The sequence below is a fragment of the Janthinobacterium sp. PC23-8 genome (assembly GCF_002250505.1).
Taxonomy (GTDB): domain Bacteria; phylum Pseudomonadota; class Gammaproteobacteria; order Burkholderiales; family Burkholderiaceae_D; genus Janthinobacterium.
Window position 1 is genome coordinate 66,627 of record NZ_NJGY01000002.1, and the last position, 26,657, is coordinate 93,283.

The following is a 26,657-nucleotide window of genomic DNA, read 5'->3' on the forward strand; positions in this document are numbered from 1 at the left end:
TCTATCCAGATTGCCTTCCCAAAACCGCCCTGTGGCCGATAGTGCTGCGGGCGGGCGCCACGTAAGCTGGTCGGGACGGCTGGCCAGACGGCCAGTGCATTCATGGAGAAGCATCGTGGCTACCTTAGATGGCACCAACAATAACAGCAGTATCAACACCCCCGGCGCGCCAGGCGCGCCAGCAATCCGGCGCAAGCAGCTGTCCGTGCTGGTCAGCAGCACCTTCGCCTTCACCATCTGCTTTGCGGTCTGGATGATGTTTGCCGTGCTGGGCATCCCGATCAAGGCCAGCCTGGGCCTCACCGAAACCCAATTCGGCCTGCTGGCCGCCATGCCGGTGCTGACCGGCTCCCTGGTGCGCGTGCCGCTGGGGATCTGGACCGACAAATACGGCGGACGGCGCGTGTTCTTCCTGCTGATGCTCGCCAGCGTGGCGCCGATCTGGCTCATTTCCTACGCCACCGTCTACTGGCATTTTCTTGTTTTGGGCATGTTCGTCGGCCTGGCCGGCGGCTCGTTCTCGGTCGGCACGCCGTATGTGGCGCGCTGGTATGAAAAAGAGCGGCGCGGCCTGGCGATGGGCATCTTCGGCGCGGGGAACTCGGGTTCGGCGCTGACCAAGTTCGTCGCCCCCGGCATCGTTGCCGCCTTCGGCTGGCAGATGCTGCCCAAGGTGTATGCGGTGGCCATGCTGGCCACGGCCGTCATCTTCTGGCTGTTTTCCTTTACCGACAAATCGCACCTGGCGCCAGCCGGCGAAAGCTTTGCCGCGCAAATGAAGGTGCTGAAAGACCCGCGCGTCTGGCGCTACTGCCAGTACTACTCGGTGGTGTTCGGCGGTTATGTGGCGCTGGCGCTGTGGATGACCAAATACTACGTGGCCGAATACGGCTTTGATTTGAAACACGCGGCGCTGCTGGCGGCCTGCTTCTCGCTGCCCGGCGGCGTGCTGCGCGCTTTTGGCGGCTGGATCTCGGACAAATACGGTGCGGCCAGGGTGACCTGGGCCGTGATGTGGGTGTGCTGGGTGTGCTTCTTCCTGCTGTCGTATCCGCAAACGCAGATGGTGATCGAGACCGTCACCGGCCCGCTGGCCTTTCATATTGGCCTGCCGCCGGTGCTGTTTACCGTGCTGCTGTTCGTGGTCGGCATCGCCATGGCGGTGGGCAAGGCCTCCGTCTTCAAATTCATCGGCGACGACTTTTCCGACAATATCGGCGCCGTCTCGGGCGTGGTGGGACTGGCCGGCGGCTTGGGCGGCTTCGTGCTGCCGGTGATGTTCGGCGCCCTGGTGGACCTCACCGGCGTGCGCTCGAGCGCCTTCATGCTCCTGTACGGCACCGTCTGCGTGTCGCTCGTCTGGATGCATTTTTCCTTCAAGCCGCAACGCGCGGCCCCTGTCAATCATCAACTCGCTGGAGCATAAGCCATGAGCAAATACATGATCAATACCTGGGAGCCTGAAACGCCCAGCTTCTGGCAACAGACCGGCAAGGCCACGGCCGGTCGCAATCTGTGGATCTCGATTCCCGCACTGCTGCTGGCCTTCGCCGTGTGGATGGTGTGGAGCGTGGTGGTGGTCAACCTGCCCAATATCGGTTTTACCTACAGTAACAACCAGCTGTTCTGGCTGACTGCCTTGCCGGGCTTGTCGGGCGCCACCTTGCGCATCTTTTACTCGTTCATGGTGCCGATCTTCGGTGGCCGCCGCTGGACGGCGATTTCCACCGGCTCGCTCCTGATCCCGGCCATCGGCATCGGTTTTGCCGTGCAGGACGTGAACACGGGCTATCCGACCATGCTGGTGCTGGCGCTGCTGTGCGGCTTCGGCGGCGGCAATTTTGCCTCCTCGATGGCCAATATCAGCTTCTTTTATCCGAAAGCGAGCAAGGGTTTCGCGCTGGGCATGAACGCGGGCCTGGGCAACCTGGGCGTGTCGGTGGTGCAGTTCGTGGTGCCGCTGGTGATCACCATGGCGGTCTTCGGCGCCTGGGGCGGCGAGTCCCTGACCTGGGCCAAGGCCGGCGCCACCAAGCAGATGTGGCTGCAGAACGCCGGTTTTATCTGGGTGCCATTTATCGCCCTCAGTACCTTGCTGGCCTGGTTCGGCATGAATGACCTGGCTTCGGCCAAGGCGTCGTTTGCCGAGCAGGCGGTGATCTTCAAGCGCAAGCACAACTGGCTGATGTGCTGGCTGTACACGGGCACCTTTGGCTCCTTTATCGGTTACTCGGCCGCGTTTCCGCTGTTGATCAAGATCCAGTTCCCGGACGTGAACCCGCTCGACTATGCCTTCCTCGGCCCGCTGGTCGGCGCCTTGTCGCGCGTGGCCGGTGGCGTGATTTCCGACAAACTGGGCGGCGCGCGCGTCACCCTGTGGTCGTTCTTCCTGATGATCGCCGCCGTGCTGGGCGTGCTGTACTTTATGCCGCATGCTGGCGCCGGCGGCAGTTTTTCCGGCTTCTTCTGGATGTTCATGGTGCTGTTTGGCGGCACCGGCATCGGCAATGCCTCGACCTTCCGCATGATCCCCGTGATCTTTTTGACCGAGCACCAGCGCGCTTGCGCCGGCAAGCCGAAGGCGGTGCAGGAGCAGGCTATCGTCGACGCCAACAAGGAAGGCGCGGCCGTGCTGGGCTTTACTTCCGCCGTGGCCGCCTATGGCGCGTTCTTTATCCCGAAAAGCTATGGCACCTCGATTGCCCTGACGGGCAGCCCGGACGCGGCGCTGTGGGGCTTTATCGGCTTTTATGTCAGCTGCATCGCGATCACCTGGTGGTGCTATGCGCGCAAGAATGCGGCCATGCCCTGCTGATTGTCGAGAAAACCATGGAAGAACTGGAAAAATTCGTCAATGGCTTCAGCCTGTTCCAGCAGCAGTATTTCAGCGAGCCGCAGACCCTGTACGACAGCCTGCGCGACGGCCAGCGCCCGTCGACCTTGCTGATCGGCTGCTGCGATTCGCGGGTCGACCCGATGCTGCTGACGGGCAGCGACCCGGGCGACATGTTCGTGATTCGCAATATCGCCAACCTGGTGCCGCCGTGTACGCCCGAGGCGCCGCCAGGAGTGAGCTCGGGCATCGAGTTCGCCGTCTGCAGGCTCGAAGTGGCGCGGGTGATTGTATTGGGCCATGCGCGCTGCGGCGGCATCGGCGCGCTGCTCGACCCGCAGCCGCGCGCGCAAGGCCAGGAAACCGACTTCGTGGGGCAGTGGATGCGCATTGCCGAACCGGTGGCGCAGCGCGTGCGGCGCGAACTGGGCCACCGCTCGGCGCAGGAACAGCGCCATGCCTGCGAGCTGGCCAGCATCCTGCAGTCGCTCGACAATCTGCTGACCTATCCCTGGCTCAAACGCCGGGTGGAGCAGGGGCTGCTGAAGCTGCACGGCTGGTATTTCGATATCGACAGCGGCGCGCTGATGGCGTATTCGGCGCGCCAGCAGCAGTTTTTGCCGCTGGTGTGTCCCATAGAACGGGCGCGCCATCTGCACGAGCGCCCGTGGCCTGATTCAACGGAACCGCAATAACTCCCCGCTGCGGTCAAACGCCAGCAGGCTGTCAATGCGGCCTTCCTCGATCGCCTTGACCATCGCCCGCAGCGGCGCTTCGCACTGCTGTGACGCTGGCGGCTGGCCGCCGCTGCCAGCCAGCCCCGCCACAAAGACCACGTCCCAGTGCGTGGGCATCTGTTTCGATTCCTCCAGCAAGGCTGCAAAACTGGCCAGTTCTTCGGGCAGCTTGTCGGCGCACAGCACCGGCGTGAGCGACTTGCCCTGGCCACCCGGTTCGGCTTCGGCGCGCGTAAAGGTGAACAGCAATCGCTGTGGCTGTTCCTGCTGGCGGGCGCTGGCGACGAGGCTGGCGTAATCGGTAATGCTCATGGTGCAAACTCCTGTGTGAACGGTGAAGGCTGACAGATATACCGCAGCGGGGAGCTGCGGCCCATAGGCATTAGTGCCTATGCCCCTATGCATTCCTGGCGCCGAAAACCGACTTCCTGCCAATACCGCCGCTGGCGTCCGCTCGCTAGACTCATTGCATCGACGCTTGAGCCAACCAGCTTGCAGCGTTTTAATGACCCGGCGCCGCCCTGCGGCGCATGTGTGGAGGTAGCATGAGTCACTTTCTGGACCGTCTTAAATTTTTCAACAAGAACGCCGAGCCGTTTTCGAACGGCCACGGCACCGTGGTCGACGAAGACCGCACCTGGGAAAACGCGTATCGCCAGCGCTGGCAGCATGACAAGATCGTGCGCTCGACGCATGGCGTCAACTGCACCGGTTCGTGCAGCTGGAAGGTGTATGTCAAGAATGGCCTGATCACCTGGGAAACCCAGCAGACCGATTATCCGCGCACCCGTCCGGACCTGCCCAACCACGAGCCGCGCGGCTGCCCGCGCGGCGCCAGCTATTCCTGGTATGTGTATTCGGCGCAGCGCGTGAAGTATCCGATGATCCGCGGCCGTTTGATGGAAATGTGGCGCGAAGCGCGCAAGACCATGGACCCCGTCACCGCCTGGGACTACATCAGCCAGGACCCGGTGCGCTCGCAGCAATACAAAGCTATCCGTGGCCTGGGCGGTTTCGTGCGCGCCACCTGGGACGAATCGAATGAAATGATCGCCGCCGCCAATGCGCTGACGATCAAGAAATACGGCCCGGACCGCATCGTGGGCTTTTCGCCGATTCCCGCCATGTCGATGGTCAGCTATGCGGCCGGCACGCGCTACCTGTCGCTGATCGGCGGCGTGGCGCTGAGCTTTTACGACTGGTACTGCGACTTGCCGCCGGCCAGCCCGCAAGTGTGGGGCGAACAGACCGACGTGCCCGAGTCGGCCGACTGGTACAACTCGACCTTCCTGATGGTGTGGGGCTCGAACGTGCCGATGACGCGCACGCCCGACGCCCACTTTTATACGGAAGTGCGCTACAAGGGCACGAAAACCGTGGCCGTGTCGTCCGACTTCGGCGAAATGGCCAAGTTCGGCGATATCTGGCTGGCGCCCAAGCAGGGCACCGACGCGGCGCTGGCGATGGCCATGGGCCATGTGATCCTCAACGAATACCATAAAGACCATCAATCGGCCTACTTCAAGGGTTACGCCAAGCAGTACACCGATTTTCCGATGCTGGTGCGTTTGACGGAGCAGAACGGCATCCTGGCGCCCGAATACTTTTTGCGCGCCTCGCACCTGGCCAATAACCTCGATGAGACCAACAACCCGGACTGGAAAACCCTGGTCATCGACGAAGCCTCTGGCCGTATCGTGGCGCCGGCCGGCTCCATCGGTTTTCGCTGGGGCGAAGCGGGCAAGTGGAACCTGGAGATGAAAGAGGGCGGCAATAACGCGCCGGTCGATCCGCAGCTGTCCTTGCTGGGCAAGAGCGACGAAGTGGTCGCCGTCGGCTTCCCGTATTTTGGCGGGAAAGATGGTGGCAACAGCGGCTCCGACATGCTGATGCGCCATGTGCCGGCCAGGCGATTGACCCTGGCCGACGGCACGAGCGTGCTGGTGGCCACCGTGTTCGACCTGACCCTGGCCAACTACGGTATCGACCGTGGCCTGGGCGGCGGCAATGTCGCCACCAGCTATGACGACGATATGCCCTATACCCCCGCCTGGCAGGTCAAGCATACGGGCGTCAAAGCGGCGGACGTCATTACCGTGGCGCGCCAGTTTGCCGAAAACGCCGACCAGACGCGCGGCAAGAGCATGGTCATCGTCGGCGCGGCCCTGAATCACTGGTACCACATGGACATGACCTATCGCGGCATCATCAATATGCTGATGATGTGCGGCTGCGTGGGCCAGTCCGGTGGCGGCTGGGCCCATTACGTGGGCCAGGAAAAACTGCGTCCGCAAACCGGCTGGACGCCGCTGGCGTTTGCCCAGGACTGGAACCGCCCGATGCGCCAGATGAACGGCACCTCGTTCTTCTATGCGCATACCAGCCAGTGGCGCCATGAAAAGCTGCATACCGAGGAAATCGCCTCGCCATTGGCCGGCCCCGACGTGGCGCCGATGACCCTCCTGGACTATAACGCCAAGGCCGAGCGCATGGGCTGGCTGCCGTCCGCGCCGCAACTGCAGACCAATCCGCTGGAAGTGACGCGCGCCGCCAAAGCCGCCGGCGTCAATCCGGTCGATTATGCCGTCAGCCAGATCAAGAACAAGCAGCTCGAGTTCTCGTGCGACGACCCGGACAATCCGGCCAACTTCCCGCGCAATATGTTTGTCTGGCGCTCGAATATCCTGGGCAGCTCGGGCAAGGGCCACGAGTACTTCCTGAAGTATTTGCTGGGCACGCAGAACGCCTTGATGAGCGACGAGAACAACTGCATCAAGCCGCGCGACGTGAAAGTGCGCCCGGCCGCCGAAGGCAAGCTCGATCTGCTGGTGGTGCTGGACTTCCGCATGTCGACCACGTGTTTATACGGCGACATCGTGCTGCCGACAGCCACCTGGTATGAAAAGGACGACCTGAACACGTCCGACATGCACCCGTTTATCCACCCGCTGTCGGAAGCCGTGCAGCCGCTGTGGCAATCGAAGTCGGACTGGGATATCTACAAGGGCATCGCCAAGAAGTTCGAGGAAATCGGCGGAGCATACCTGGGCACGCAGCACGATATCGTGTTGACGCCGCTGATGCACGACACCCCCGGCGAACTGGGCCAGCCGTTCGACCCGAAAGACTGGCGCGCCGGCGAGTGCGAGCCGATCCCCGGCAAGACCATGCCCAACTTTACCGTCATCGAACGCGATTACACGAAGATCTGGCAGAAGTTCACCTCGATCGGCCCGCTGCTGGAAAACATCGGCAACGGCGGCAAGGGCATCAGCTGGAAGACCGGCCATGAAGTCGAGGTCCTGCGCGGCATCAACCGCACGGTACTGGCTGAAGGCGTGGCGCACGGCCAGCCAAGATTGGACACGGCCATCGATGCGGCCGAGATGATCTTGTCGCTGGCGCCGGAAACCAACGGCCACGTGGCTGTCAAGGCCTGGGCCGCGCTGTCGAAAATTACGGGGCGCGACCATACCCACCTGGCGCTGCCGCGCGAGCACGACACCATCCGTTTCCGCGATGTGCAGGCGCAGCCGCGCAAGATCATCTCCTCGCCCACCTGGTCGGGCCTGGAGTCGGAAGAAGTCAGCTACAACGCCTGCTATACCAATGTGCATGAACTGATCCCCTGGCGCACGTTGACGGGCCGCCAGCAGTTTTACCAGGATCACCGCTGGATGCGCGATTTTGGCGAGGGCCTGTGCGTCTACAAGCCGGCCATCAACACCAAGACCACCACGCAGATGCTGGGCGCGAGCCCGAACGGCAACAAGGAACTGGCGCTGAACTTCATTACGCCGCACCAGAAATGGGGCATCCATTCGACGTATTCGGACAACCTGCGCATGCTGACCCTGTCGCGTGGCGGCCCGCACGTGTGGCTGTCCGAGATCGATGCGAAGAACGCCGGCATTGTGGACAACGACTGGATCGAAGTGTTCAACGTCAACGGCACCCTGACGGCCCGCGCCGTCGTCAGCCAGCGCGTACCGGAAGGCATGACGATGATGTACCACGCACAGGAAAAGATCATCAATGTGCCGGGTTCGGAACAGTCGGGCAAGCGCGGCGGGATTCACAACTCGGTGACGCGCGCCGTGACCAAGCCGACCCACATGATCGGCGGCTACGCGCAGCTGTCGTGGGGCTTCAACTACTACGGCACGGTGGGCTCGAACCGCGATGAATTCGTGTTGGTGCGCAAGATGAACAAGATCGACTGGCTCGAAGGCCCGTTGGTGGAAGAACAAGGGAGCATGGTATGAAAATCAGAGCGCAAATCGGCATGGTGCTGAACCTGGACAAGTGCATCGGCTGCCACACCTGTTCCGTCACCTGCAAGAACGTGTGGACCAGCCGCGATGGCGTGGAATACGCGTGGTTCAACAATGTGGAAACCAAGCCCGGCATCGGCTACCCGAAGCAGTGGGAAAACCAGGACAAGTGGAACGGCGGCTGGCGCCGCACGCAGGCGGGAAAAATCGAGCCGCGCCAGGGCAGCCGGTTGAAAATCCTCGCCAATATCTTCGCCAACCCGAACCTGCCGCAGATCGACGAGTACTACGAGCCGTTCACCTTCGACTACGAGCGCCTGCAGAACGCGCCGTTGTCGGAAACGCCACCGACGGCGCGGCCTATTTCGGTCCTGACCGGCAAGAAGATGGACAAGATCGAGTGGGGCCCGAACTGGGAAGATGACCTGGGCGGCGAATTTGCCCAGCGCAGCCAGGACGCGTTGTTCGACAACATGCAAAAAGAGATGTACGGCACGTTCGAGAACACCTTCATGATGTATCTGCCGCGTCTTTGCGAGCATTGCCTCAATCCCACCTGCGTCGCATCGTGCCCATCGGGTTCGGTCTACAAGCGCGAGGACGACGGCATCGTGCTGATCGACCAGGACAAGTGCCGCGGCTGGCGCATGTGCATCTCCGGTTGCCCGTACAAGAAGATTTACTACAACTGGTCGTCCGGCAAGGCTGAAAAATGCACGTTCTGCTTCCCCCGCATCGAAGCGGGCCAGCCTACCGTGTGCTCGGAAACCTGCGTCGGCCGCATCCGCTATCTTGGCGTGCTGCTGTACGACGCCGACAAGATCGAGGCGGCCGCTTCGGTGGCCGACCCGCGCGACCTGTACCCGTCGCAACTGGGCCTGTTCCTCGACCCGCACGACCCGGCCGTGATCGAAGAGGCGCGCCGCCAGGGCATCCCGGATTCCTGGCTGGACTCGGCCAGGCGTTCGCCCGTCTACAAGATGGCCGTCGAGTGGAAGGTGGCGTTCCCGCTGCACCCGGAATACCGTACCTTGCCGATGGTGTGGTATATCCCGCCGCTGTCGCCGATACAGGCCGCTGCAGAATCGGGAAAACTGGGCAAGAACGGCATCCTGCCGGATACGGCCAGCCTGCGCATTCCGGTGCAATACCTGGCCAATCTGCTGACGGCCGGCGACCAGCCGCCGGTGATCAAGGCGCTCGACCGCATGCTGGCCATGCGTGCCTATATGCGCAGCAAGCATGTGGCGCCGGAACCTGATCTGGCGGTGCTCGAGCAGGTGGGCCTGGATGTGGCCACGGTGGAAGACATGTACCACATCATGGCGATCGCCAATTACGAAGACCGTTTCGTGATACCGAGCAGCCACAAGGAAATGGCCGAGGACAGCTTCAACGACAAGGGCAGTTGTGGTTTTACTTTCGGCAATGGCTGCTCGGACGGCACCAGCGACGCCAGCCTGTTTGGCAAGCGCAAGCATGGCTCGGAGATTTTCATGGCCATGCCGAAGTCCCGCAAAAAAAAGGAGAGCCTCGATGTCTGATCAACTGAACACCATGCAGGGCTATCAGGTGTTGTCGGCCTTGCTGCTCTACCCGGAGCCGGAACTGCTGCAGGAACTGCCGGCGCTCGATGGCCTGCTGAGCGAGGCCCTGCCGGCCTGGCATGCGACCCTGCAGCCGCTGCTGGCGCACTTGCAGGCCACGTCGCTGATCGACCTGCAGCAGCAGTATGTGATGACGTTCGACCGTAACCCGTCGCAGTCGCTGCACCTGTTCGAGCATATCCACGGCGAATCGCGCGACCGGGGCCAGGCCATGGTCGACCTGCTGGCCGAGTACAGCCGCCACGGCCTGCAAATGGTGGGCGACGACTTGCCCGACTACGTGCCGCTGTTTCTGGAATTCCTGTCGCAGCAGGAGCCCGCCGAGGCCGAGCGGCTGCTGGGCGACGCCATCCATGTGCTGGCGTATATCGGCCGCAAGCTGCGCGCCAATGGCAGCAGCTACGCCTGCGTGTTCGACCTGCTGCAGACCTTGACGCCGGTCCAGGCCGAGGAGCTGAGCGAGCCGCCGATCCGCGACATGGACGAAGCACTGGAAACCTTCGGGCCCGGCGCGGACGGCATCGAGCCGCTGCTCAAACCCGGCGGCCTGGCGGGCGCGGGTCTGGCTGGAACGCATCCCGTCAATTTCTATCCCAAGGCGGCAGCACCGCATCACTGAAGGAGAAGGTCATGAACTACCTGCATCAATTTGTGTTCGGGATTTATCCCTATATCGCGCTGGCGATCTTCCTGCTCGGCAGCCTGGTGCGTTACGACCGCGAGCAGTACACCTGGAAGTCGGAATCGAGCCAGGTTCTCAACACGGGCATGCTGCGCCTGGGCAGCCCGCTGTTCCACCTCGGCATACTGGGCCTGTTCTTCGGCCATGCAGCCGGCCTGCTGACCCCCGTATGGGTGTGGGATGCGCTGGGCGTGACCCACGGCGTCAAGCAAACCGTGGCCATGGTGGCCGGCGGCGTGATGGGCACTTTGTGCCTGGTCGGCATTCTGATGCTGCTGGCGCGCCGCTTCGGCAATGCGCGCGTGGCCGCCCGCACCACCGTCAAGGACAAGCTGGTGTTGCTGTGGATTTTGCTCACCTTGCTGCTGGGACTGTCGTCGATCTTTGTCTCGGCCTCGCACATGGACGGCCACATGATGGTGCTGTTGATGACCTGGGCGCAGCACGTGCTGACCTTGCGTGGCGACGCCGCCAGCTTTATCGTCGACGCGCCGCTGATCTTCAAGCTGCACCTGTTCATGGGCATGTCGCTGTTCGTCATCTTCCCGTTCACCCGCCTGGTGCACGTGTGGAGCGGCTTTGGCGCCGTGGGCTATCTTGGCCGCGCCTGGCAGCTGGTACGCCGCCGTTAATTTTGAAAGGAGAACATCATGGGTATCTCGGTCAATGGCGTCGATATCGACGACACACAAGTGGAACAGGAGCTGGCGCATCACCAGGGCGCCGGCAATCCCCTGAAACAGGCGGTGCACGAACTGGTGCTGCGCCGGCTGCTGCTCGATGAGGCGCATCGGCTGGGCCTGGCGGCCGCCAGTGACGACGAACTGGTCGAAGCGCTGTTTGCACAGGAAATCAAGGTGCCGCTCGCCGACGACGAAGCCTGCCGCACCTTTTATGCGCAGCGCCCGCAGCTGTTTCGCAGCGGCGCCCTGGTCGAAGCGCGCCATATCCTGTTCCAGGTGACCCAGGAGGCACCTCTGGACCTGCTGCGCACGACGGCGCAGGCGGTGCTCGATGCCTTGAAAGCGGCGCCCGAGCGCTTTGCCGAACTGGCGGGACAGTATTCGAACTGCCCCTCGGGGGCGCTGGGCGGCAGCCTGGGCCAGATCTCGCCAGGCCAGAGCGTGCCGGAATTCGACGCGCTGGTATTCCGCCTGGAGCAGGGCGAGCTGGCCGGGCGCCTGCTGGAAACGCGTTTTGGCTACCACATCGTGCAGGTGCTGCGCCGCATCGAAGGCCAGCCGATTGCCTACGAGGCGGTGCAGGCGCAGATCGCCGACCGCCTGTCGCGCGCGGCGTGGCAGCGCGCCGTGCACCAGTATCTGCATCTGCTGGTCGGGCGCGCGACAATCGCCGGCGTGGAGCTCGAAGGCACGGATAGTCCTCTGGTGCAATAGGCCAGAGTGACTAGGCCGCCGGAGCGTCTGGTGTACAGCCAGGCGCGGCCCCAGGCTTTACAATCAGATGGTGAAACAGGAGTAAGGTGATGTCCAGTTCCATATTGCAGGACCGCTTTGGCAGGTCGATCGACTATGTACGCTTGTCTGTGACCGACCGTTGCGACTTGCGTTGCAGCTATTGCATGCCCAAGGGCTTTCGCGGCTACCAAGAGCCGAAGGACTGGCTGAACTTCGACGAAATCGAGCGCCTGCTGGGCATTTTTGTGCGTCTCGGCACGCGCCGGGTGCGCCTGACGGGCGGCGAGCCGCTGTTGCGGCGCAACTTGCCGGAACTGGCGGGGCGCCTGTCCAGGCTGCCCGGCCTGCGTGACCTGTCGCTGTCGACCAACGCCACGCAACTGGGCCGCCATGCGGTGGCGCTGCGCGCCGCTGGCGTGGCCCGCATCAACGTCAGCCTCGATACGCTCGACCGCGCCTGCATGGAGACCATCACCGGGCGCGACAGCCTGCAGCCGATACTCGACGGCCTGATGGCCGGCAAGGCGGCCGGTTTTGATCCGATCAAGATCAATATGGTGGCCATGCGCGGCGTCAATGACGACCAGATCGAGGCGATGGCGGCCTTTTGCATCGAGCAGCATTTCATGCTGCGCCTGATCGAGGCGATGCCGATGGGCAGCACCGGCCGCAATGCGCAGTACATGCCGCTGGGCGACGTGCGCGAGCGCCTGATTGAAACATTCGGCCTGGTGCCGCAAGCGGCAGAGCTGGGCGGCGGACCGGCGCGCTATATGTCCACGCCGGACGGGCAGGCCAGCATCGGCTTCATCACGCCGATGTCGCAGCACTTTTGCGCCACCTGCAACCGCGTGCGCCTGTCCGTCGACGGTACCTTGTATCTGTGCCTGGGCCAGGAAGAAAAATTCGCCTTCGGCCCCATGCTGCGCGGTGGGGCCAGCGACACGGAACTGGAAGCGGCCATCCGCGAGGCCATCGAACGCAAGCCGCAGCAGCATGATTTTACTACGCAGCCGGACAGGATCATCCGGTTCATGGCCCAGACCGGAGGCTGAACCGGGCCGCACTTGACAGGAACAGCATGAGCTTCAATCAGATGATTTCTTCTTGGCAAAAACTATCGACCAAGATCGTCGGCGCCTTGCTGGGCATGCTGGCACTGGCGTTGACGGCCATCGCCTGCACTTTATTTCTGTCCTGGCAGCTCGAAGGCAGTTCGGCCGCCATCAATGAAACGGGCCGGCTGCGCATGCAGACCTATCGATTGACCCTGCTGGTCGGTAGCGAAAACCGCTCCGGCGTGCAGCCGCAAGTGCTGCTGGTCGACGACATGCTGGCCAAGATCGGCCGCGGAGATCCGCAGCGCCCCTTGTTCCTGCCGCCGTCCGCCGCCATCAAGACCGGATTCGAACGCATCGTGCAGGCATGGCAGCGCGAGCTGCGCCCGGCCGCGCTGGCGGTCAGCTCGCCGGCGCAGGCGCGCAACTTCGAGCAGGATGCCCAGGGCTTTGCCGGCCAGGTCGACCAGCTGGTGCGCCTGATCGAGCGCGACAGCGAGCAGCGCACCTTCTGGCTGCGCGGCTCGCAGCTGATTTTGGTGGGCATGGCCATTATCGGCACCGTCAGCATGATCTACCTGATGTTCATGCTGATCATCGAACCGGTCACACGGCTGCGCCTGGGCATGCAGCGCATGAAGGAGCGCGATTTCAGCGTGCGCCTGGCGGTCGACAGCAACGACGAATTCGGCCAGCTGGCCAGCGGCTTCAACCAGATGGCCGACCGGCTGCAGGCCTTGTACGGCAACCTGGAGGAGGGCGTGCGCAGCAAGACGGCCACCCTCGAATACCGCAACCGCGAACTGGCCTTGCTATACGAAAGCGCTGCTTTTTTGCAGCGCCCGCAGCCGCTGGAGGACCTCTGCGGCGGCTTCATGGAGCGCATCGTCGCGTATTTCGAAGCGGACGGCTCCACCGTGCGGGTGCTCGACGCCGAACGCGGCAACCTGCATATGGTGGTGCATACGGGCTTGTCGGAGGAACTGGTGGCGTCCGAGCACTGCCTGAAAGTGGGCGACTGCCTGTGCGGCACGGCGGTGCGCGAAAACGTCGCCAGGGTGCATGACATGCGCCGCATCGACCGCGCGCACGAATTGAAATGCCATCGCGAAGGCTTTGCCACCGTGTCCGTATTCCAGATCCACGCGCATGAACAGCAGATGGGCTTTTTCAACCTGCACTTCCGCCATGCGCGCGTGTTTTCCGAACGCGAGCTGGCGCTGCTGGAAACCCTGGGCCAGCTGCTGGGCATCGCGCTGGAAAACCTGCGCCTGGCCGCGCGCGAGCGCGAGATGGCGGTGTCGGAGGAGCGCAACCTGGTGGCGCAAGGCCTGCACGACAGCATCGCGCAAAGCCTGAACTTTTTGAACCTGCAGGTGCAGATGCTGGACGACTCGGTGCGCAAGGCGCGCTACGACCAGGTGGAAGACATCGTGCCGGCCCTGCAGGCCGGCATCAAGGAAAGCTACGACGACGTGCGCGAGCTGCTGCTGAACTTTCGCAGCCGGCTGATGGAGGATGACCTGATCGGCTCCCTGCGCGCTGCGCTCGACAAATTCCGCCGCCAGACCGGCATCAATGCCGAACTGCTGGCTGACGTTGACGGTGCGCCGTTCCCGCGCGAGCAGCAATTGCAGTTACTATTCATCGTGCAGGAAGCGCTGTCGAACATCCGCAAGCACGCCCAGGCCAGCCATGTCGAAGTGCGGCTGGCCGACGACCAGGATTTCACGCTGACCGTCAGCGACAACGGCGTCGGTTTTGACGCTGCCGCCGTGCTGGAAAAAGGCGAAAGCCATGTCGGCCTGCACATCATGCGCGAACGCGCGCAGCGCATCGACGCCAGCTTTGACGTGCATGCCGCGCCCGGACACGGCACTACCATCGAATTGCACCTGGCGCGCGAACAGCGCCGGGCAGCCTGAACAGCGAAAGAAGGACACCATGACTAGCGCCGACAAACCAATTACCGTGATGCTGGTCGACGACCACGCCCTGTTTCGCAGCGGCATACGCTCGCTGCTGCAGCGCCACGACGAATTTTCCGTGGTGGGCGAGGCGGCCGACGGGGTCGAAGGCATCAAGCGCGCCATCCAGCTGCAGCCCGACGTGGTGCTGCTGGACCTGAACATGGCCGGCATGTCGGGCGTGGAAGCGCTGCAGCTGATGCAGCACGATTGCCCCGGCACCGCCATCGTCATGCTGACGGTATCGGAAGACGCCGACGACCTGGCCACCGCCCTGCGCGCGGGCGCCTGCGGCTACCTGATCAAGAATATCGACGCCGACTACCTGGTGCGCGCCATTCGCCGCGCCGCCGCCGGCGAAGTGGTGATTGCCGAAGCGATGACGGGCAAGCTGGTGGCCCAGCTGCAGGCCGGCACGCGGCGCGAGGAACCGGCGTCGGAACTGGACAAGCTGACCCCGCGCGAAAAGGAAATCATCGACTGCCTGTCTCGCGGCGAAAGCAACAAGGGCATCGCCCGCACCCTGGACCTGGCCGAAAGCACCGTCAAGATCCATGTGCAGAACGTGCTGAAAAAACTCAATCTCACCAGCCGGGTGCAGGCGGCCGTGTATGCGGTGGAGCATCGACAGGCGAAGTGATCTCCTGCTACAGTCTCCCTTATCTGAAATAAACGGAGCGCGGATGAAGACTTGTCACGGCAGCTGCCATTGCGGCCAGGTGCGCTTTGCGGCGGACATTGATCTCCATGCCGCCACCATCCGCTGCAATTGCTCGATTTGCGCCAAGCTGCGCCTATGGTCGGCCATCGTCAAGCCCGAGGCGTTCCGGCTGCTGGCCGGCGAAGCTGAACTGAGCCAGTACCGATTCCTGAGCAAGTCCGAGCAGCATCTGTTTTGCAAGCATTGCGGCGTCCGCCCCTTTGGCATCGGCCAGTCACCGCGCTGGGGCAAATTCTACGCCATCAATCTCGCTTGCCTCGATGATGTGACGCCGGAAGAACTGTCGAATGCGCCCATCATGTATCTGGACGGAAAAAACGACAACTGGGACACGCCGCCACGGCAAGTGCGTCATTTATAAATATTGATAGCCGAGACAGTACGGGCTGAAGGGATCAATCATGAGCGTTTCAACAGCATTTTCCTGCTTCATGCAAGAAGCGCCGGCGCAGGCGGCGGCGTGGCTGCAAGTGGCCAAATCACTCGATGCCGCCAGTGCCCTCGATAAAAAGACCGAGGAACTGGCCTATATCGCCGTGCTGGCCGCCACCGGCAATACCTCGGGCATACCCTTTCATGTGCTGTCGGCCAAATCGCATGGCGCATCGCGGCAGGAAGTGCTGAGCGCCGTATTGCTTGGTTTGCCTGCCGCCGGGGCGGTGGTGATTGGCGCCGTGCCTGTCGCTGTCGAGGTGTATGATGGGCAAGCGCAATAAATCGTCGCGCGAACAGCATCGCATGCCGAAGAATCCGACACTCCGGCAGCGCATCAGTCTTGCCGAGTCATTCAGGTCTTCCTGCCTTGTGCGGCGCCCGATACCTGGTGAAACACAGAAGCATGTCGTGCAATTGCAATAGTATTAGCAAGAAATTTATGTTATTGTTTTAAGAATTTCTGCATGCAATGTGCCTGTTCTCAAACCGGCGAAACCCTTGGCAAGGAAGACAAGATGAGTGCTCCTGAACGTGGACGCAGTGCAGCTCCGATGAAGGCTTCACAAACGACACCGCGCCAGTTTGAGCGGCATATGGGTGATCTGCATCGGCGTCAGGATGGCGGCGAGCCCCTCATGGAGCAGGATCGTAATCAATTAGCGGCTTTTCGTTCCAATGCTAATTTCCTGCGACAAAAAGTTTCCGGCGCTATCTTGCAATCGGAACAAGAGCGTGGACGTTTGCCCTTCGGGCGTCAGGCTATACGGGTCAATCACGCGCTGATGCCGGTCAAGTCCTTGATGCGGCCCGAAAACAACGGCACAATTTTTACGCGCGATATCGATAAGGGGGAGTTGACGGGACTCACCCACAGCAAGCGACCGATGTCGGTCATCGAACGTCAACTCGATCGTATCGGCCGTGTTCGGAAAATGGCCGACTTCAATCGAGGGGGCGGCGCCGGAACTTATACCCGTGCCATTTCCGGCAAGCGGGTAGATGCGGAACGGCAAGCGAAAGGTAATCCACCTGGCTACGATCCACGTCGTGATCCGGACCTTGCACCTCTTGGGGTGGGGTCGATCGGCAATGCCGGCATTACGCTGGCTTTCGATGCTGCGCGCGTGGTGCAGGACATGCGGCACCCGCTGGAGCTTTTCCATAACAACCAGGATTCCGCCGGACGAATTTTCGGACGAGAGTTGCCTACCGGACGCAAGGTAGGACGTGGCTCGGAGCGTCTCCTTGGAGGCATGAACCCTGATTATTATCGCCGTACGCCATCCAGTCCTGCTCCACGTGCCTTTAGTGTTGAGCGCGCAACGCAGGAGGCAGTAAGAGGGCACAGGAAGTTGCAGGACCTTGTCGAACATCCTTCCGGCAATACCGATCACAACGAACAAGTGTGGATAAAGGCACCGGATCTGCGCCACGTCAAAACCATTTTTATTCAAAAGCAGCTGGATCGGCCACCGCGACTCGAGCGGAAAACGCCAGAGGAACTTGAGAAGGAACATCTGCGTCGGCAGCGCGGTCTGGCAGCGGTGACTGCGAAAAATCAGGAGGTACTGGGCCAGTATCGCAGGGGAGATATTACGCATCCCGAGATGGTTCGTGAGCGGGCGCGCTCGATGTCGAAAGAACGCATGCTGAGGGCACCTGTCATGCGGGACAAGGTAGTGGATCAATCTGCGCGTCTGCCACGCGAACTTCGTTTGCCTTCCTATTGGAGCGGCGGCAAGCCACCGCAAGGCTACGAGGGGTTGGAGCAGATTCGCGGCGCTGGCGGCAAGTCTTTTTCCGAATTGGTCCTGCATGTTCCGCCGGATTTTAAACGAGCAATGTTGCCGCAAGCTGCAGAAGCAAATCTGGCCCGCGCAATGAGTGTAGGAAGCCGGCCCGATCACCCGCCGCAGTTATATCCGCCACCACGCAAGCACAAGGCACCGATCGTATGAGCACCCTGCAACTTTGAGAGATGTCGTCAGAGATTGCTAACCAGGCGCTTGTGCATGAAAACACTGAGCGGATCGTTGCGATAGCCGCCAAACGGCCCGCAGCGCTCGAACCCCTGGCGCTGGTACAAGGCGATCGCTTCGGGCTGTGACGGCCCCGTTTCCAGCGTCATCAACGGGCAGGCAGCGTCACGCGCCGCCTGTTCCAGCAGCGCCATCAGTTTCTTTGCCGCGCCCAGGCCGCGTGCTGCCGGTGTTACATACATGCGCTTGACTTCGCCATAGTCGCGGTTCAGCACCACGGCGGCGCAGCCGACGATGCTGTTGTCGGCCGCACGCGCCACGGCAAATTTTACTTGCGGCTGCAGCAGCGACTGCAAATCGAGCGCATACACGGATTCGGGCGGATACAAGGTCAGCTGGTAGGCGTCGAGGTCGGCGATCAGGGCGATGATTGCGGGCTGGTCGGGGGATTCGAAGGCGATCTGCAGCATGGCGAGAGCAATATTGACTGGGAATGCAGATTATAGCCCTAGTCATATTTACCGATGGCGGCGCGTGCCGGCATAAAGTAGTATATGTAATATATCTTTCAGCGCGAGTCCATCATGGCCATCACAACCATCAGCGAACCCTCCCGTCCCACGCCTGCCAGTAGCGTCTTGCCCTGGCAGCCGTGCCACCCGGTCTGGCAACTGGGTTTTCGCCCGTTTTATTTGCTGGCCGCGCTGTTCGCGGCCGTCAGCATTCCGCTGTGGCTGGCCAGTTACCTGGGCGTCGCGACAGCCTCGCTGCAGGTCAGCATGGGCTGGCATATGCATGAGATGGTGTTCGGCTTCGCGGTAGCGGTGGTGGTGGGCTTTTTGTTTACGGCCGGGCGCAACTGGACCGGCTTGCCGACGCCGCAAGGCGCGCATCTGATGGTGCTGGCGGCCATCTGGCTGGCGGGCAGGGTGGCGATGCTGGCGGCGCCGGCGCCGGTGGCGGCCGCCATCGACCTGCTGTTCCTGCCTTTGTGCGCATGGCCCCTGTTCCAGGTGCTGTGGCGATCTGGCAACCATCGCAATCTGTTCCTGGTCGGCCTGCTGGCGCTGCTCACCATCGCCAACGGGCTGTATCACGCTTCAGTGATGGGCTTGACGCCGCTATCGTATTTTGTGCCCGTGCAGGCGGCGATTTTCGTTATCGTGCTGATCGAGTCGGTGCTGGGGGCGCGCGTGATTCCCATGTTTACCCGCAATGGCGCACCCGGCAGCTCGCCGCTGGCCAGCCCGAAACGCGCGCTGGTGGCCGCCGGGCTGATGGCGGCGGCCGGTGTCGCCTGGCTCTTTGACGCGCCCGGCGTCGTCACTGCGCCGCTGGCGCTGGCGGCCGGCGCCATGTCGCTGGTCAACCTGCTGGCCTGGCAGCCGCAGCGCACCTTGCGCGTGCCGCTGCTGTGGATACTGCATCTGTCCTACGCCTGGATCGGCATCGGCTTCATGCTGCTGGCTTGCGCCAGCCTGCATTGGCTGCCGGCCAGCGCCGCGTTTCATGCGCTGACGGTGGGCTCGATGGCGGGCCTGATTATCGGCATGATGACGCGCACCACCCTGGGCCATACGGGCCGGCCGCTCAAGGCAGGCAGAAAGGAAGCGGCCATGTACTGGCTGGTGCAGCTGGGCGCCGTGGCCCGCTTGCTGTCGGCCGTTGCGCCCGCAGCGCTGGCCATGCCGGCGCTGCTGCTGGCGGGCGCTTGCTGGTCAGTGGCATTTGTCCTGTATGCCGCTACCTATGCACAGTATCTGTGGCGCCCGCGCGTGGATGGGCGCGAGGGCTAGGAAGGTCAAGCGTGTCGCTGCATTCGAGACGGCGTCGAGCGCCTGGTGCAATGCGGCGTGCAGGCGGCGTTGTTCGGCGAAGTCGTTGGCAAACCCGGCGTTGACGGCCTCGCGCGCCAGCGCCCGCATTTCGGTCAGACCCATGGCGGTGCTGTGGTCGAGCAGTTGCTGCGCCAGCAAGCGCGCCGGCGCAGCATGGCCGCGGACCAGCGCGTCGGCAAGCTCTGCCAGGCACTGGCGGCTGTCTGCGACGAACAGGGCGAGGATTTCGCCCTGCAGTAGCGGATCATTGCCGAACATCTGGTCCAGATGGGTTTGCTCGGCGGACGAAAGCGGAAAAAGCGGCGCAACACACATGATGACTCCTGTTCTGGATGAATCGACCTGGGCGGCGGTGAGCTGCTTAAAACTGTTCCCATTCGTCAACGTCGCCGGTGCCCGCCAGCACCGTGGCAGGCTTGCTCGAAGGCTTGACGGAAGGCTTGAGCGAAGGCTTGAGCGAAGGCTTGACGGGTGCCTTCGACAGTGGCTTGGCCACGGCCTTGCTTGCCGTGGCAGGCGCAGCCTGCTGGCCTTGCGCCAGCTTGAACACCCCGACCACCTCCGCCAGCCTGCCCGCCTGCTCCTGCAGCGCTTGCGACGCGGCCGCCGCTTCCTCGACCAGTGCCGCATTTTGCTGGGTGACCTCGTCCATCTGGGTGATGGCGCGGTTGATTTCGTCGATGCCCGTGCTTTGTTCAGCGCTGGCGGCCGAGATTTCACTGACGATGTCGCTCACGCCGCGCACGGTGTCGACCACTTCCGTCATGGCGGAGCCGGCCTGTTGCACCAGCTTGCCGCCTTGTTCCACCTGCTTGACCGAGTCGCCGATCAAGGTCTTGATTTCGCGCGCCGCCGCAGCCGAGCGCTGCGCCAGGTTGCGCACTTCCGTGGCGACGACCGCAAAGCCGCGCCCCTGTTCACCGGCGCGCGCCGCCTCCACTGCTGCGTTCAGGGCCAGGATATTGGTCTGGAAGGCGATGCCGTCGATCACGCCGATGATATCGACGATCTTGTTCGACGAGCTGTCGATGGCGTCCATGGTGCTGATCATGTCCCGCATCACCTCGCCGCCACGCACGGCCTTGTCCGAGGCGCTGCCAGCCATCTGCCTGGCCTGGCGCGCATTGTCCGCATTCTGGCGCACCGTTGCCGTCAGTTCCTCCATCGCGGAGGCGGTTTCTTCCAGCGAGCCTGCCTGTTGTTCCGTGCGCGCCGACAGGTCCAGATTGCCTGCCGCGATTTCGCTGGTGGCCGTGCCGATGGCCTGCGAACCGGAGCGCACCTCGCCGACGATGCGCAGCAAGCCGGCGTTCATGTCGCCCAGCGCTGTCATCAGCAGGCCGATCTCGTCCTTGCTGGTGGCTTTTACCTCGACGCTCAGGTCGCCCCCGGCGATGGTGCGGGCCACGCCGACGGCCGTGTCGAGCGACGCGACGATGCGCTGCGCCAGCACCAGCCCCATGCCGGCCACCAGCGTGGTCATGGCCAGCGACAGCGCTATCGAGATCCAGCGCGCGCTCGCGGCGGCGGCGGCGGCATCTTTGGCGCCCTTGTCGCCCAGATCCGCATTGTATTTGTGGTGGATGTCGAGTGCCTTGATCAGTTCCTTGATGATGCCCTCGCTTTTCATCAGCAGTTCGCGCGCGGCCTCGCGCCCGCCGGCCTTCGACAGCAGCAATACCTGCTCACGCAGTTTGTCGTACTTGACCATCGCGGCGCGATCGGCCGCCAGCATGACGCGATCCTGCTCATCGGTAATATCTTCTTTTTCATACTTGTTGAATGCCACATCGATCGCGGCGCGGTCGCGGCCGATCAACGCTTCGATTTCGCCGCGCCTGGCGGCATCATCGGCCGCCATGTGTTGCCATACCAGCGTGCGCATTTGCGCGAAATGCACGAAAGCCTCGTCGAGCGTCAGCAAGCTGGGCACGGTGTTGACGCTGGCGTAGCTGGCCGCCGTATACACCCGTTGCGTTTGGTAGGCGCCGAAGCCGGTGAGCACCGCCAGCCCGGCGATCACGGAAAATATCAGTGCGTAAAGCCGTTTGGCGATAGTCATGCTAGTTACTCCTGTTTACATTTCGGGCAATTGCTTACGGGCAATTTATGCATTTCATTTTAAGATAAAAAAATGATTTAAGCGAGTAATTTATTGTTTTCGTTTAAATTGAATTTTATCGTTATATTTGTGTATTTTCTGACGTCAGCGGAGGCGCGCCGCCTTGCCTGGTGCGGTGTGGCGTGTGCCCTGTTTTGGCAATTGATGGAAAAATGGCCTGCCTCACCGCTCACCTTGCGCGCACGCGCGGCGCATTTCTTTCAGAAAGTACATCATGACTGCCCCCAAACGGCCCGAACCCCTGCTGCTGCTCACCGGTACCATCTTTATATTGCTGGGCCTCGCGCTGGCCGGCGGCGGCGTCTGGCTGCTGTCCCTGCAGGGCTCCTGGTATTACGTGCTGGCCGGTGTCGGCATGATCGTCGCCGGCGCGCTGGTGTTCAGGGGCCGCCGTGCTGCCCGGTCTTGCCTGGCCCTGTTGCTGGCCGCCACACTGGTCTGGTCGATTGTCGAAGTGCGCTTCGACTGGTGGCAGCTGCTGCCGCGCCTCGATATCTGGTTTGCCGCCGCCGTCTGGCTGCTGCTGCCGTTTGTCGGGCGCCGCCTGGAGCGGGCCGACAGCAGCGTTGCCAGCACGGACACCGGCAAGCGCGCCTTGCTGGCCGCCGTGGTGGCGACCCTGGCGGTGGGTATCTTCGCGCTGTTCCAGGACTACCACAACCTGCATGGCGAAGTGGCGAACGAGAGCATGGCGGCCACGCCGCAGGGCGACTTCGCGCCTGGCGTCGCGCCCAACGACTGGTCGGCCTATGGCCGCTCGGGCTATGGCGACCGCTATGCGCCGGCCGCGCAGATCACGCCGGCCAATGCCTCGCAGCTGAAGCAGGCGTGGGTATTCCATACAGGTGACTTCAAGGGGCCGACCGACCCGGTGGAAATCGCCAACGAAGTCACGCCGCTGAAGGTCAACGGCATGCTGTACCTGTGCACGCCGCACAATATCGTCATCGCGCTCGACCCGGACACGGGCAAGGAAATCTGGCGCCACGATCCGAAGATCAACCGCGATGCGGCCAGCTACCAGCACATGATCTGCCGCGGCGTGTCGTACTGGGATGTGAACGCGGGCCGCGCCAAGGACGATCCGGTGCCGGAAGCTGCCGGCATGGAATGTCCGCGCCGTATCTTCGCGCCCACCATGGACGCCACCCTGATCGCGGTGAACGCCGATACGGGCGCCGCGTGCAAGAGCTTTGGCGACAATGGCGTGATCGGCCTGTACCACGGCATGGCGATGAAAAAGCGCGGTTTCCTGATGCCTACCTCGCCGCCGGCGCTGTCGCAAAAGATGATCGTGATGGCCGCCAGCGTGACCGACAACGATTCGACCGAAGAGCCTTCCGGCGTAATCCGTGGCTATGACCCCGTGAGTGGGAAATTGATGTGGAACTGGGACGCCTCGAAACCGGACGCCACCGAACCCATCGTGGCCGGCCAGACCTATACCAACAACTCGCCCAATTCCTGGGGCGTGTCCAGCGTCGATGAAAAACTGGGCATGGTGTATATCCCGATGGGCAATGAAACGCCCGATACCTGGGGCGGCAACCGCAATGTCAACGGCGAAAAATACAATAGCGCCATCGTCGCGCTCGATCTGGCTACCGGCAAGGTGCGCTGGGTCTACCAGAGCGTGCACCACGATATATGGGACATGGATATCGGCGGCCAGCCGACCCTGGTCGATATCGATACACCGAAGGGCAAGGTGCCGTCGGTGGTGGCCACCACCAAGCGCGGCGATATCTATGTGATCGACCGGCGCGACGGCAGCCTGGTGGTGCCCGCGCCCGAGAAGCCGGTACCGACCGGTAACGTGGCCGCTGGCGACCGCGTCTCGCCCACGCAACCGTTTTCGGCCCTGACCTTCCTGCCCGAGAAAAACATCAGTGAAACCGACATGTGGGGCACCACGCCGTTCGACCAGCTGGCCTGCCGCATCATCTTCCGCCAGCATCGCTATGAAGGGCCGTTCACGCCGCAGACGGTCGCGTCAGGCAAGATCAAGGGCGCCATCATCTCGCCCGGCCCGCTGGGCATCTTTGAATGGGGCGGCGCGGCCGTCGATCCGGGCCGCCAGCTGCTGCTGCTGAACCCCGACTACATGGGTTTCCTGGAACGCCTGGTGCCGCGCGCGCAAGCCACCGCCAAGGGCGGCAGCGGCACGGAAATGGGCTTGCAGCCGCAGACCGGCACGCCGTTTGCCGTCGAAATCAAGCCGTTTTTGTCGCCGCTGGGCTTCCCCTGCCAGGCGCCGCCGTGGGGCTATGTGGCCGCAGTCGACCTGCGCACCATGAAAAAGGTGTGGATGCACAAGAACGGCACCACCATGGACAGCGCCCCCGTGCCGATTCCGCTGCCCTTGGGCGTACCGAGCCTGGGTGGCATGAGTACCACCGGCGGCGGCGTGGCATTCCTCAGCAGCACGCTCGACTACTATATCCGTGGCTACGATGTGCGCAACGGCAAAGTGGTGTGGAAGGCGCGCCTGCCGTTCGGCGGCCAGGCCACGCCGATGAGCTATGTGTCCGACAAGACCGGCCGGCAGTATGTGGTGGTGATGGCCGGCGGCCATGGCTCGCTGGGGACCAAAATGGGCGATACCTTGATTGCGTATGCGTTGCCGGAAGGGGTGGCAGGGTCTGAAAAGGCCAGGTAGGACTGGGTTTTGCGGCGCTGCTTGATGCAGTGCCGCCGGCGTGGTTTTAACTTCAACGATAAAGAACAGCGGGCTGGAGTCGCGGGGGAATAATTACTTTTCCATTTCAATGACATTTCTTGCGAATGATTCTCGTTACGTCTATCATGTCGGTTACCGCCAGTTTTGGTTCATTGTCTTGTTGAAAGTTTCACCATCCATGTCCGCTGTATTGAATCCCCGTTTGCTCCCGCTCGCCGCCGCTCTGTCGCTGGCATTCGCTTCTCCCGTCCATGCCCAGACCCAAGCCACTGATGAGCAGGTGCTGCAGGCGGTCCAGGTCACAGGCAGCCGCGCCCAGGGTCTGGTGCCCCTGACCACCGAAGCGGGCAGTTTTCGCGGCGCCAATATCATGGACGTGCCCTCGACCGTCAACGTGATCACGCGCGAATTGCTGGACCTGCAGGGCGCCGCCGGCCTGTATGACGCCGTGCGCAATACGGCGGGCGTCACGCGCCAGCAAAATGGCGGCGAGACCTGGGATCAGCTGGTGATACGTGGCATCGCGGTGGAAAACCGCACCAACTATCGCCTGAACGGCTCGATGCCGATCATGAATTTCTCGCAGGTAGCCATGGAGAACAAGGAGCGGGTGGAAGTGCTCAAAGGCGCGTCGGCCCTGTATTACGGCTTTACCTCGCCGGCTGGCGTGGTCAATTTCGTGACCAAGCGCGCCGCAAGCACGCCCGTCACCAGCCTGGGCCTGAGCCTGGACGACCGTGGCAGCGCCGTGGCCAATATCGACCTGGGCCGCCGCTTCGGCGAGCAGCAGCAGTTCGGCATGCGCCTCAACGCGGCCGGCGGCACCTTGGGCTCGTACCTGGACCATGTCGGCAACGGCAACCGCAGTTTCGTTTCGGCCGCGCTGGACTGGCGCGTGACGAACAAGCTGCTGCTCAAGGCCGACCTGGAATACGACCGCCGCCAAGTCACCGAACAGGCCGGCGTGAACCTGCCCACCGCCGTCAATGGCGTGATTACCTTGCCGCGCGCGGTCGACCCATCAAAGCTGATCGGCCCGGACTGGGCCAGATTCGAAGCGCAGACCAAAAATGCGCAGTTGCGCGCCGACTATGCGCTGGCAGGCAATTGGGCGCTGACGGTGGAGGCTGGCCGCTCTGAAACGGCGCGCGACCGCAGCCTGCCCATCTTCCGCCTCAATAACGCGGCCGCGCTGGCCACGGGCGCGGGCCGCATCACCGGCAATATCCAGCATGGCGTCAATACCTCGGACTTGCTGCGCGCGGAGCTGGCCGGCCAGTTCAACACGGGTTTTATTGCGCACGAGCTGACACTGGGCGCCTCGCGCACCGACAAGTCGCAAGACGCTATCTACCAGCGCAATTACACGATCGCCTCGCAAAACCTGTATAACCCGGTGCCGGTGACGAATGTGGTGTTTGGCGCCGCGCCCACGTCGCCGACCACGGCGGCGCTCGACACGCGCGACACGGGCCTGTACGCACTCGACCGCCTGACGTTCGGCCCGCAATGGCAAAGCGTGGTCGGCGTGCGCCGCAGCAGCTATCGCAGCGACCAGGGCGCCAGCCACTATGACGTCAGCAAGACCACGCCGATGGCCTCGTTGATCTACAAACTCACCCCTGACGTTTCGTTCTACGCCTCGCTGGCGCGCGGCCTGGAAGAGGGCGAGACGGCACCGACCGGCACCGCCAACCAGGGCGTCAAGATGGCGCCTGGCGTGAGCCGCCAGCAGGAACTGGGCGCGCGCTGGATGACACCAAACGGCACCTTGCTGTCGGCAGCGCTGTTCGATATCAAGCGCCCCGGCTATTACACCAACACCAGCAATCTGTTTACCTCCGACGGCGAGCAGCGCTACCGCGGCCTGGAACTGTCCACGCAAGGCAAGCTGACGCGCCAGCTGTCGTGGCAAACCTCGGCGCAGTTCCTCGACCCGCGCTTTGAAAACATCAATGCGCAGTACAACGGCAAGGCGCCCGAGAATGCCTCGAAACGCACGGCCAGCGCCTTTGTATCCTATGCCTTCGACGGCGCGCCCGGCCTGTCGGTCAATGGCGGCGCGTATTACTACAGCGCGCGTCCGGTCAACGACCTGAACCAGGCTTTTCTCGGCGGCGTGAGCCTGTTCAGCGCCGGCGCCCGTTATGCCGGCACGGTGATGAACAAGGCGGTGGTGTGGCAGCTCAATGTCGACAACGCCTTCGACAAGCGTTACTGGGCCGGCGCCGGTACACGGCTGGCGTCGGGCGCGCCACGCGCTGTCAAGCTCAGCATGAAGGTGGATCTGTAGCCAGTCGCCCTGG

The 26,657-nt window shown here is 62.8% G+C and carries 21 protein-coding genes; 17 read left to right on the forward strand and 4 right to left on the reverse strand.

Features of this window, described 5'->3' with window-relative positions; translation table 11 throughout:
• The first annotated feature begins 184 nt into the window (after positions 1–184).
• From CD932_RS15460 to CD932_RS15470, 3 genes are read left to right on the forward strand one after another with little or no spacing between them, the layout of a single operon-like run.
• Positions 185–1,426, forward strand: coding sequence for a nitrate/nitrite transporter (locus CD932_RS15460; RefSeq protein ID WP_254926678.1), 1,242 nt, complete (start codon positions 185–187; stop codon positions 1,424–1,426).
• 3 nt (positions 1,427–1,429) lie between these two features.
• Entirely contained in the window at positions 1,430–2,815 is a 1,386-nt protein-coding gene (locus CD932_RS15465; protein ID WP_094443715.1) for a NarK family nitrate/nitrite MFS transporter, read from the forward strand.
• Between the two features lie 14 nt (positions 2,816–2,829).
• Entirely contained in the window at positions 2,830–3,528 is a 699-nt protein-coding gene (locus CD932_RS15470; RefSeq protein ID WP_094444418.1) for a carbonic anhydrase, read from the forward strand.
• Here CD932_RS15470 and CD932_RS15475 read toward each other — a convergent pair.
• Entirely contained in the window at positions 3,511–3,882 is a 372-nt protein-coding gene (locus CD932_RS15475; RefSeq protein ID WP_094443716.1) for a ribonucleotide reductase subunit alpha, read from the reverse strand. The genes CD932_RS15470 and CD932_RS15475 overlap by 18 nt on opposite strands.
• Before the next feature lie 233 nt (positions 3,883–4,115).
• Here CD932_RS15475 and CD932_RS15480 point away from each other — a divergent pair, with 233 nt between their 5' ends.
• The 11 genes from CD932_RS15480 to CD932_RS28275 all read left to right on the forward strand — a co-directional run bounded on the left by CD932_RS15480 (position 4,116) and on the right by CD932_RS28275 (position 17,690).
• On the forward strand, positions 4,116–7,835 hold the full coding sequence (locus tag CD932_RS15480) for a nitrate reductase subunit alpha (RefSeq protein ID WP_094443717.1): 3,720 nt from the start codon (positions 4,116–4,118) through the stop codon (positions 7,833–7,835).
• Positions 7,832–9,388: a nitrate reductase subunit beta gene (gene narH, locus CD932_RS15485; RefSeq protein ID WP_094443718.1), complete on the forward strand. Its 1,557-nt coding sequence runs from the start codon at positions 7,832–7,834 to the stop codon at positions 9,386–9,388. The genes CD932_RS15480 and narH overlap by 4 nt, the downstream gene beginning before the upstream one ends.
• The gene (gene narJ, locus CD932_RS15490) at positions 9,381–10,070 is read left to right on the forward strand and encodes a nitrate reductase molybdenum cofactor assembly chaperone (RefSeq protein ID WP_094443719.1); all 690 of its coding nucleotides are present in this window, start codon (positions 9,381–9,383) and stop codon (positions 10,068–10,070) included. The genes narH and narJ overlap by 8 nt, the downstream gene beginning before the upstream one ends.
• An 11-nt stretch (positions 10,071–10,081) precedes the next feature.
• On the forward strand, positions 10,082–10,765 hold the full coding sequence (gene narI / locus CD932_RS15495; RefSeq protein ID WP_094443720.1) for a respiratory nitrate reductase subunit gamma: 684 nt from the start codon (positions 10,082–10,084) through the stop codon (positions 10,763–10,765).
• An 18-nt stretch (positions 10,766–10,783) separates the two neighbouring features.
• Complete coding sequence (locus tag CD932_RS15500; RefSeq protein WP_094443721.1) at positions 10,784–11,530, forward strand: peptidylprolyl isomerase; 747 nt, start codon at positions 10,784–10,786, stop codon at positions 11,528–11,530.
• Between the two features lie 89 nt (positions 11,531–11,619).
• Positions 11,620–12,606: a GTP 3',8-cyclase MoaA gene (moaA, locus tag CD932_RS15505; protein ID WP_094443722.1), complete on the forward strand. Its 987-nt coding sequence runs from the start codon at positions 11,620–11,622 to the stop codon at positions 12,604–12,606.
• A 26-nt stretch (positions 12,607–12,632) separates the two neighbouring features.
• Positions 12,633–14,534, forward strand: a complete 1,902-nt coding sequence (locus CD932_RS15510; protein WP_094443723.1) for a type IV pili methyl-accepting chemotaxis transducer N-terminal domain-containing protein — start codon at positions 12,633–12,635, stop codon at positions 14,532–14,534.
• 19 nt (positions 14,535–14,553) lie between these two features.
• Entirely contained in the window at positions 14,554–15,216 is a 663-nt protein-coding gene (locus CD932_RS15515; protein ID WP_094443724.1) for a response regulator, read from the forward strand.
• A gap of 43 nt (positions 15,217–15,259) precedes the next feature.
• Positions 15,260–15,658 carry a GFA family protein gene (locus CD932_RS15520; RefSeq protein ID WP_094443725.1) on the forward strand — a complete coding sequence of 133 codons (399 nt, stop codon included), beginning with the start codon at positions 15,260–15,262 and terminating at the stop codon, positions 15,656–15,658.
• 40 nt (positions 15,659–15,698) lie between these two features.
• Complete coding sequence (locus CD932_RS15525) at positions 15,699–16,013, forward strand: carboxymuconolactone decarboxylase family protein (protein ID WP_094443726.1); 315 nt, start codon at positions 15,699–15,701, stop codon at positions 16,011–16,013.
• A 234-nt stretch (positions 16,014–16,247) separates the two neighbouring features.
• A complete protein-coding gene (locus tag CD932_RS28275) occupies positions 16,248–17,690 on the forward strand; it encodes a hypothetical protein (RefSeq protein WP_141213264.1) in 1,443 nt (480 codons plus the stop codon).
• Between the two features lie 26 nt (positions 17,691–17,716).
• On the opposite strand, the gene CD932_RS15535 is transcribed toward CD932_RS28275, so the two are convergent.
• Positions 17,717–18,181 carry a GNAT family N-acetyltransferase gene (locus tag CD932_RS15535; RefSeq protein ID WP_094443728.1) on the reverse strand — a complete coding sequence of 155 codons (465 nt, stop codon included), beginning with the start codon at positions 18,179–18,181 and terminating at the stop codon, positions 17,717–17,719.
• Between the two features lie 114 nt (positions 18,182–18,295).
• Here CD932_RS15535 and CD932_RS15540 point away from each other — a divergent pair, with 114 nt between their 5' ends.
• Positions 18,296–19,507: an NnrS family protein gene (locus CD932_RS15540; protein ID WP_094443729.1), complete on the forward strand. Its 1,212-nt coding sequence runs from the start codon at positions 18,296–18,298 to the stop codon at positions 19,505–19,507.
• Here the strand turns inward: CD932_RS15540 and CD932_RS28280 are convergent.
• Both CD932_RS28280 and CD932_RS15550 read right to left on the reverse strand, forming a co-directional pair.
• Positions 19,430–19,864, reverse strand: coding sequence for a hypothetical protein (locus CD932_RS28280; RefSeq protein ID WP_141213265.1), 435 nt, complete (start codon positions 19,862–19,864; stop codon positions 19,430–19,432). The genes CD932_RS15540 and CD932_RS28280 overlap by 78 nt on opposite strands.
• A gap of 46 nt (positions 19,865–19,910) precedes the next feature.
• Entirely contained in the window at positions 19,911–21,611 is a 1,701-nt protein-coding gene (locus tag CD932_RS15550) for a methyl-accepting chemotaxis protein (RefSeq protein ID WP_094443731.1), read from the reverse strand.
• A gap of 274 nt (positions 21,612–21,885) precedes the next feature.
• Between CD932_RS15550 and CD932_RS15555 the strand changes: the two genes are divergently transcribed.
• Positions 21,886–24,330, forward strand: coding sequence for a membrane-bound PQQ-dependent dehydrogenase, glucose/quinate/shikimate family (locus CD932_RS15555; RefSeq protein ID WP_094443732.1), 2,445 nt, complete (start codon positions 21,886–21,888; stop codon positions 24,328–24,330).
• Between the two features lie 199 nt (positions 24,331–24,529).
• On the forward strand, positions 24,530–26,644 hold the full coding sequence (locus tag CD932_RS15560) for a TonB-dependent siderophore receptor (protein WP_094443733.1): 2,115 nt from the start codon (positions 24,530–24,532) through the stop codon (positions 26,642–26,644).
• The last annotated feature ends 13 nt before the right edge of the window (positions 26,645–26,657 follow it).